We start from the raw sequence: 8339 nt of genomic DNA on the forward strand, positions 1-8339 counted from the left end.
ATGCGTGCTTCTGCTCGCTTCGCCGGCGGCATCGCAGATGCCGCGCTGTTCCTTGCCGGCGGGCTCGCGACGCGGATCACCGGCACGATGCGGGACGTCGACGGTGACTCACTCGCGGCAGTCAGCGGGTATCGCGACCCGAACGGCTTCTAGACCCACTGCCATGCGTCGCGGGCAACGGCTTCGATTTCCGAGCAGCGGCCAGACACACCTGCCGCTTCATCCGTTCATTTCACGCGGCGCCCTTGCGCCGCCACCGGAGACACCATGAAGATCCTGATCGTCGGCGGCACGGGCCTCATCGGCGGCCACGCCGCGTTGCATCTGCACGCGCAAGGCAATCACGTGACGCTCGCCGCACGCAAGCCGGCCGCGGCAGGCAGCGCGCTCGCGCAGTTCGACGTGCTGCAACGCGACTACGTGGCCGGCAATTTCACGCGCGACGATCTCGCGCCGTTCGACGCGGTCGTGTTCGCGGCCGGCAACGACATCCGCCATCTGCCGCCCGGCACCGACGAAGCCGCGCACTGGGAACGCGCGAACGTCGATGCGGTGCCGCGTTTCTTCGCACTCGCACGCGATGCGGGCGTGAAGCGTGCGGTCCTGGTCGGCAGCTTCTACCCGCAGGTCGCGCCGGCGCTCGTCGACACCGTGCCGTACGTACGCTCGCGCCATCTCGCCGACGAACGCGTGCGCGCGCTCGCGACGCCGTCGTTCGCGGTGTGCAGCGTCAATGCGCCGTTCGTCGTCGGGTCGGTGCCGGGGTTGCGCAACGAGATGTTCGCCGCGTACACGGGGTATGCGAAGGGCCAGTTGGCGGGACTGCCGGTGTACGGGCCGGCCGGCGGCAGCAACTTCATCTCGACGCAATCGCTGTCGGAAGCGATCTGGGGCGCGCTGCAGCGTGGCGAGGCCGGCAAGGCCTATCTCGTCGGCGACGAGAACCTGAGCTTCGCCGACTACTTCGCCGCGTTCTTCCGCGCGGCCGGCAACCCGCGCGACGTGCCGTCGCTCGACCAGGAGCATCCGCTGCTGCCCGACATCGCGATCTACACGGGGCGTGGCAACATCGTGTCGTACGAGCCCGATCCGGCGGATATCGCGCTACTGCGCTACCGGCGCGGCGACGTACAGCGCGCGGTCGACGAAGTCGTCGCGCATTGCAGCGCGCGGTGAGCGAACGGGTTAAGCACGGCGTGGATACGAAAACGTCCCGCCGCCGGCAACAAACGCCGGCGGCGGGACGTCAGGGTCGATAACGATGCGTACCGCGTCAGCCGCCGATACGCTGCTCGATCTTCTTCATCGTGTCGGTCATTTCAGCCGGCAAGCGGAGCTTCAGCGTCTCGAACAGCGCCGCATGCAGCTTCAGCTCCTCGCGCCATTCGTCGGCGTTCATCGACGTCACCGCATCGAACTGATCGCGCGTGAAATCGAGGCCGTCCCAGTGCAGGTCTTCATACGCAGGCGACACGCCGAACGCATGCTCGCCGCCACCGCCGGTGCCTTCGAGACGATCGAGCATCCACTTCAGCACGCGCATGTTCTCGCCGAAGCCCGGCCACACGAACTTGCCGTTCGCATCCTTGCGGAACCAGTTCACGCAATAGATCTTCGGCAGCTTCGCGCCGGCGGCTTCGAGCTGCTTGCCGAGTTTGAGCCAGTGCGCAAAATAATCGCTGACGTTGTAGCCGCAGAACGGCAGCATCGCGAACGGATCGCGGCGCACGATGCCCTGCTGGCCGACGGCTGCCGCGGTCGTCTCGGAACCCATCGTCGCGGCCATGTACACGCCTTCGACCCAGTCGCGCGCCTCGGTGACGAGCGGTACCGTCGTCGAGCGGCGGCCACCGAAGATGAATGCGTCGATCGGTACGCCGGCCGGGTTTTCCCAGTCGTCGTCGATCGACGGGCACTGCGCGGCCGGCGCGGTGAAGCGCGAGTTCGGGTGCGCGGCCTTGCGGCCGGTTTCCTTGGCTATGTCGGGCGTCCACGGATTGCCCTGCCAGTCGGTCAGCTTCGCGGGCGGCGTGTCGGTCAGCCCTTCCCACCACACGTCGCCGTCTTCCGTCAGCGCGACGTTCGTGAAGATCACGTTTTCCTTGAGCGTGGCGATCGCGTTCGGATTGGTCTTCACGCCCGTGCCCGGCGCCACGCCGAAGAATCCGGCTTCCGGGTTGATCGCATACAGACGGCCGTCGCGGCCCGGCTTCAGCCACGCGATGTCGTCGCCGATCGTCGTGACCTTCCAGCCGTCGAAGCCCTGCGGCGGGATCAGCATCGCGAAGTTGGTCTTGCCGCACGCGGACGGGAACGCGGCCGCGACGTGATACTTCTTGCCGGCCGGCGACGTCACGCCGAGGATCAGCATGTGTTCGGCGAGCCAGCCCTGATCGCGGCCCATCGTCGACGCGATGCGCAGTGCGAAGCACTTCTTGCCGAGCAGCGCGTTGCCGCCGTAGCCCGAGCCGAAGCTCCAGATCTCGCGCGTTTCCGGAAAATGCACGATGTACTTGACCGGGTTGCACGGCCACGGCACGTCCTGCTGGCCGGCTTCGAGCGGATGGCCGACGCTGTGCACGCACGGCACGAAATCGCCGTCCTCGCCGAGCACGTCGTACACGTCGCGCCCCATGCGCGTCATGATCCGCATGTTCACCGCGACGTACGGGCTGTCGGACAGTTCGACGCCGACGTGCGCGATCGGCGAACCGAGCGGGCCCATCGAGAACGGCACGACGTACAGCGTGCGGCCGCGCATCGAGCCGCGGAACAACCCGTTGAGCGTCTCGCGCATTTCGGCGGGCTCGATCCAGTTGTTGGTCGGGCCGACGTCGTCGCGCGAGGCCGCGCAGATGAACGTACGATCCTCGACGCGCGCGACGTCCGACGGGTCGGATTGCGCGAGATACGAATTCGGGCGCTTCGCCGGGTTCAGGCGCTTGAGCGTGCCTTGATCGACCATCGCCTGGCACAGCGCATCGTATTCTTCCTGCGAGCCGTCACACCACACGACGCGCTCGGGCTCCGTGAGTGCCGCGATACGCGATACCCAGTCGATCAGCTTGCGATGTTTGACGAAAGCCGGCGGAGCGATCAGCGGGCCGTGTGTCGCTTCGGCCATGGTGTTTTGCGACATGGGAATGTCTCCAGATTATTGGGCGGGGATGGGGGATGGGCGATGCGGGGCGGGCCCGCGAGATGGGGAATGCGTGCGGAGCGCAGGAGGATGCGGCGCGCAGGACGGGACGCGCGAGCGGAGCGCGCGTCGATGCCGCGATGCGTGCGAGAGAAGGTGAAGTCTCGTTAGAGGGTGCGAACGCGAGTTTCGCCATGCAAGCAACCTGCCATACAACTCCATGCCGGCCAGCATACCATCGCCGTTATTGGGCGGGCGTTGCGTTGCAACAAGAAACAACTGTGACGGCGCGCCGGCATGCGCGTTGCAGACAGGTCCTTTTTACAGGCGTGGTCGCGCGGGCTTTGGGGACGAAACGGCCGCGACGGCCGCCCCGCAAGGGTTTCGCACGAGCGGCAATTTCACCCTGCCGCTCGCGCGTACTCGCGACGCAAACGCGCGCCGCGCGAATTCGCGTTTTCGCTACTCAGGCAAACCCTGAATTAGGTTGCGTACACAAACATCCTGTTTGAATGCCCGCCACACGTCCCCGCTCAAAACGGTGCGCCAGGCAATCCGGGGTAATACGCGCCCGCCGCCATCCCGCCGTCGACGGCCAGTTCCGCACCGTTGCAGTACGACGCTTCGTCGCTCGCGAGGAACAGCGTCGCGCGCGCGATCTCGTCGGGCAAGCCGACGCGCTGCAGCGGCACGTTCGCATAGTGCCGGTTGATTTCCTCGAGCGGCGCGCCGGTCGGGTTCGACATCGCGGTGTTCACGCCGCCCGGATGGACGGAATTCACGCGCACACCCTGGTGACCGAGCTCGAGCGCGGCGACCTTCGTCAACCCACGCACCCCCCATTTGCTCGACACGTACGCGGCCAGCGCATTCACGCCGCGCAGCCCGTCCACCGACGAGATGTTGACGATCGATCCGCTCTGCTGCGCGATCATGCGCGGCGCGATCGTACGGATGCCGACGAACGTGCCGACCAGATTGATCGACACCGCCCGCTCGAAATCGCGTTTCGACAGCTCGGTGATGCCGCCGAACGTCAGCACGGCCGCGTTGTTGACGAGCACGTCGATGCGGCCGAACTGCTCGACGGCCGCCTCGGCCACGCGCGCCCAGCTCGCTTCGTCGGCCACGTCGAGCCGCACGAAGCGCGCCGCGTCGCCGAGTTCGCGCGCGAGCGCTTCGCCTTCCGCGTCGAGCACGTCGCCGATCACCACGCGAGCGCCCTCTTCGACGAACAGCCTGCACGTCGCGGCGCCCATGCCGCGCGCGCCGCCCGTGACGATCGCTACCTTGCCTGCCAGTCGACCCATGTCGTCCTCTCTCGATTCCGGTTTGACGGCAGCGCTGCGCACGCATGCGCGCGGCTGCCGAATTGATGATGGGCACACGCCGTGCGACGTCAGCCCCAGTACGCCTGTCCGCCGTCGAGCGGCAACGTCGCGCCCGTCAGATACGCGGCGTCGCGACTCGCGAGAAACACGATCGCGCGCCCGATGTCCTGCTCGCAATCGCCGACGCGGCCGAGCGGGATCGTGCGGAAGAACGCGGCCGCTTCCTGTGGATGCGCATCGATCCAGCCTTTCAGGCCCGGAGACAACGCATGCGGCGCGACCGCGTTCACGCGGATGCCGTCCGCGCCCCATTCGCATGCGGCAGCGCGCGTCAGCGCACGAATCGCCTCCTTGGTCGCTGCATACGCGCCGTAACCGGACGCATCCCAGCGCACCGCGGCCGACGACGCGAAGTTGACGATCACGCCGTCGCCCTTCAGATGCGGATGGCACGCGCGCATCATCCGCAGCGTCGCGATCGGCCCCGATTCGAGTCCCGCCAGAAAATCCGCGTCGCTCACGTCGAGCAGGCGGCCGAGCGGCACGACCTGCGCGTTGTTGATCAGGATCTGCACGCCGCCGCACCGCTCGACGACGGCCTCGACGCACCGCGCGATCTGCGCGGCGTCCATCACGTCGCAAACGAACGCGTCGGCCAGGCCGCCGCGCGCACGGATCGCTTCGCACGTCGCGAGCAGCTTGTCGCGCGTGCGGCCGACCACCGCGACGTGCGCGCCTTCGGCGGCGAGCGCATGCGCGACGCCCTGGCCGACGCCCTGCCCCGCGCCCGTGACGAGCGCGACCTTGCCGTTCAGGATGCCCATGCGTGCTCCTTTAGGCGACGATCGCCGGATGGGCCTGCACCGGCCCGCCGAGCAGTTCGCGGTACGACGGCGGCTGCTTGCCGTCGAGATCGGCGATGCCGTATTGCAACGCGGCTTCCGCACCGACGAGCACCTGCCCCGACAGCGCCATGCGCCGCGGATCGTCGTGGATCGCATGAATCACGCGGCCCGTGAATTCCGGGCTTTCGGCGACGAGCGAAAACTCCTTGTACAGATCCGGATGTTCTTCCCATACGCGCGTCGTGCGCTCGGTGCGCAGCGGCCCCATCCAGATCGACACGGCCGCGACGTCGAAGGGCTTCAGGTCGACGGCCATGTCCTTCGCGAACTTGTCGACGCCGGTTTTCTGCGCGCCGTACGCCGCGCCGTGCATGTAGCAGCTCGCGCCGAACGACGACGTGAACGCGATCAGCCCGCTGCGGCGCTTCGCCATCAGCGGCGCCGCGTGCCAGCTCGCGACGTACGCGGAGCGCAGCCCGACGTCGAGGATGTTCACCAGATCGAGCGATTTCTCCCAGAACGGGCCGGGCAGGATCAATTGATCGTGCAGGTAGGTCGCGTTGTTGACGAGGATGTCGAGCCGCCCGCCGTCGCGCTCGACACGTTCGAACAGCGCCTTCACCTGTGCGTCGTCCGCGTGGTCGCAGGCCACCGCGATCCCGCGGCCGCCGAGCGCGTCGATCTCGCGTGCGGTCTCGTGAATCGTGCCGGGCAGCGGCGCATCGCCTTCGCGCTGCGAGCGGCCCGTCACGTAGACGGTCATGCCGGCCGCACCGAGCGCCCGCGCGATACCCTTGCCGGCACCGCGCGATGCGCCCGTCACGACGGCAACCGGCGCATCGTGGTTCTGTGTCATGTTCGATGTCTCCTGTGGAAGGTTCATCACGCAGCCGGCGGCTGCGCACCGGCGAACAGCACGCCCGGCGCGTCGCCTTCGTAGCGGGCCGACAGCGTCGACGTGACCACGCAGCGCGTGGCCGCGATCTTCCATTCGCCGTCGACCTTGCGATACACGTCGTCGTAGGTCGCGCCGAGCTGCGTGAGCGTGCGCGCGTGCGTGTCGATCATCTGGTAATGCAGGCCCCACGTACCGCGCGCCTGCGTGTCGTCGATCACGGTGATGTCGGGATTCACGCCGTGATGCATTTCAACGATGTGCGGATGGCAGCCAAGCCGCTCGAATACGTCGACGAGCGCGTCGCGCGTGTCGAACGTGCCGATCCGGCCGTAATCGATCTGCACGGGGCCGGCCACGAAGCAGTCGCGCATGCCCTGCGGATCCTTGCGGTCGCAGCACGTGAAGTAGCGCGCCTTCAGCCGGCGGATCGCATCGGCGTCCTCGAGCCTGCGCACGCGCGTTTCGAGCGATTCGATGAGGGTCATCCCGTCTCCTTGTTCGGTGCCCGCGCGGTTCGAAGGCCGCGTCGATGCCACGTTACCGCCGCGCGCTGCGCCGGCCATCACCCGTTCGGATGAAACCGGCGCTTCGTCGAAGCAGCGCCGCGCGCATGCGCACGCGGCTTTCGTCCGAACAGACGATGTGATGCAGGCGGCCTCGTCCCTACCATCGAACGACATCACCACGAGACACGCCGATGGACGACACGACCCGCACGCTCCACGAATACGAGCAGATCCGTCAGTTGAAATACCGGTATTTCCGCGCGGTCGACACGCACGACTGGACGCTGCTCGCGGCGTGCCTGACCGAGGATTGCGAGGCGCGGCTGTATGGCGGCCGGTATGCGTACGACGGCCGTGACGCCTTCGTGTCGAGCCTGCGCGAACTGATCGGCAAGCCGACCTTCCTGACGATGCATCACGGCCATCACCCGGAGCTCACGCTGGTGTCGGCCGAGCACGCATGCGGCATCTGGTTTCTCGAGGATCACGCGATCAATCTCGACGACGACTACCTGCTGCACGGCACCGCGTTCTACGACGACCAGTACGTGAAGCGCGACGGCGTATGGCGCATTCATGCGACGCGCCACGAGCGGTTGTTCGAAACCGTCACGTCGCCGATTCCACCGTCGTTCACGCTGACCGCGAACCGCTTCGCCCCCGGTGCGCATCGAGCGGCCGGATCGACCGAAACCGCTTCCTGAACCGCGGCGGCCGCGCCGCCGCTCCCGTCATTCCCTTCCCGGAGCCGGAACCATGGAGAAAGTCATTTACGTGTTGTGGCGCGATGCACAGGTCGCGCCCGATCAGTGGAGCCGCGGCGTACGCGCGCAGCTCGCCGACCGGCTGCTGTCGCTCGGCGCGCACGGCGTGCAGGTGAACGTCGCCGATGCCGACGTCGCGCCCGCCGCCGGCCTGAAGCAGACCAACACGCAGCCGGGCATCGACGGGATCGTCGCGGTATGGGTCGACAGCGCGAACGCAATGTTCCGCCAGCCGTTCGACGACGCGGTGCGCGCCGTGGTCCCGCACATGGCCGCGTATCTCGTCACCGAGTCGCAGCCGATTCCGAACACGCGCTTCCCCGCGCGGCCCGGCGAGCGTACGACCGGTTTCTCGCAGCTCGCATTCCTGAAGCGCCCGCCGCGCCTCACGCACGAAGCGTGGCTCGACGTGTGGCACGGCCATCACACGCGTGTCGCGATCGATACGCAGGACAATTTCCTGTACGTGCAGAACGTCGTCGTACGTGCGCTCACGCATGCGGCGCCCGGCTACGACGCGATCGTCGAGGAATGCTTCCCGGCCGCCGCGATGACCGATCCGCACGCGTTTTTCGATGCGGTCGGCGACGAGGAGAAGTTCCAGCGCAACGTGGCCGAGATGATGGACAGTTGCGGGCGCTTCATCGATTTCGACAAGATCGACGTGGTGCCGACGAGCCAGTACGTCGTGAAGGCCGTGCGCGGGTGACGTGCCAGGCTCGGGCAGACAAAAAAAAGGTTCATCGTGGATTACCGGGGAACGCGGCGCGGATCTTGAGGAAGAAGTATTCCTCGTCGCGGTACCCGTAAGCCCTGCGCTTGATGACCTTGATAGTGTTGTTGATTCCCTCGACGA

The 8339-nt window shown here is 67.2% G+C and carries 10 protein-coding genes; 4 read left to right on the forward strand and 6 right to left on the reverse strand.

What is annotated here, in order from left to right:
- The gene (locus MMB92_RS31765; RefSeq protein ID WP_006494814.1) at nt 1-153 is read left to right on the forward strand and encodes a hypothetical protein; all 153 of its coding nucleotides are present in this window, start codon (nt 1-3) and stop codon (nt 151-153) included.
- Nucleotides 154-267: 114 nt separating this feature from the next.
- Nucleotides 268-1176 (forward strand): NAD-dependent epimerase/dehydratase family protein, encoded by a 909-nt coding sequence (locus MMB92_RS31770; protein ID WP_006483003.1) that lies wholly within the window; start codon nt 268-270, stop codon nt 1174-1176.
- A 97-nt stretch (nt 1177-1273) separates the two neighbouring features.
- Here the strand turns inward: MMB92_RS31770 and MMB92_RS31775 are convergent, their stop codons facing one another.
- From MMB92_RS31775 to MMB92_RS31795, 5 genes are all read right to left on the reverse strand, one after another.
- Nucleotides 1274-3139: a phosphoenolpyruvate carboxykinase (GTP) gene (locus MMB92_RS31775; RefSeq protein WP_060211138.1), complete on the reverse strand. Its 1866-nt coding sequence runs from the start codon at nt 3137-3139 to the stop codon at nt 1274-1276.
- A 533-nt stretch (nt 3140-3672) separates the two neighbouring features.
- On the reverse strand, nt 3673-4449 hold the full coding sequence (locus MMB92_RS31780) for a glucose 1-dehydrogenase (protein ID WP_034202312.1): 777 nt from the start codon (nt 4447-4449) through the stop codon (nt 3673-3675).
- Nucleotides 4450-4538: 89 nt separating this feature from the next.
- Nucleotides 4539-5294 carry an SDR family oxidoreductase gene (locus tag MMB92_RS31785; protein WP_006483036.1) on the reverse strand — a complete coding sequence of 252 codons (756 nt, stop codon included), beginning with the start codon at nt 5292-5294 and terminating at the stop codon, nt 4539-4541.
- 10 nt (nt 5295-5304) lie between these two features.
- Nucleotides 5305-6171, reverse strand: a complete 867-nt coding sequence (locus MMB92_RS31790) for an SDR family NAD(P)-dependent oxidoreductase (protein WP_060211140.1) — start codon at nt 6169-6171, stop codon at nt 5305-5307.
- A 26-nt stretch (nt 6172-6197) separates the two neighbouring features.
- A complete protein-coding gene (locus tag MMB92_RS31795) occupies nt 6198-6698 on the reverse strand; it encodes a nuclear transport factor 2 family protein (protein ID WP_006483068.1) in 501 nt (166 codons plus the stop codon).
- A 212-nt stretch (nt 6699-6910) separates the two neighbouring features.
- Here MMB92_RS31795 and MMB92_RS31800 point away from each other — a divergent pair, with 212 nt between their 5' ends.
- The gene (locus MMB92_RS31800; RefSeq protein WP_006494806.1) at nt 6911-7423 is read left to right on the forward strand and encodes a nuclear transport factor 2 family protein; all 513 of its coding nucleotides are present in this window, start codon (nt 6911-6913) and stop codon (nt 7421-7423) included.
- Nucleotides 7424-7475: 52 nt separating this feature from the next.
- Nucleotides 7476-8192 (forward strand): EthD domain-containing protein, encoded by a 717-nt coding sequence (locus MMB92_RS31805; RefSeq protein WP_006483047.1) that lies wholly within the window; start codon nt 7476-7478, stop codon nt 8190-8192.
- 31 nt (nt 8193-8223) lie between these two features.
- Here the strand turns inward: MMB92_RS31805 and MMB92_RS31810 are convergent.
- Nucleotides 8224-8339: transposase (locus MMB92_RS31810; RefSeq protein ID WP_166965231.1), on the reverse strand; the 116-nt coding region annotated here is incomplete at its 5' end.

The sequence above is a fragment of the Burkholderia sp. IO2 genome (assembly GCF_029522185.1).
GTDB classification, from domain to species: domain Bacteria; phylum Pseudomonadota; class Gammaproteobacteria; order Burkholderiales; family Burkholderiaceae; genus Burkholderia; species Burkholderia cenocepacia.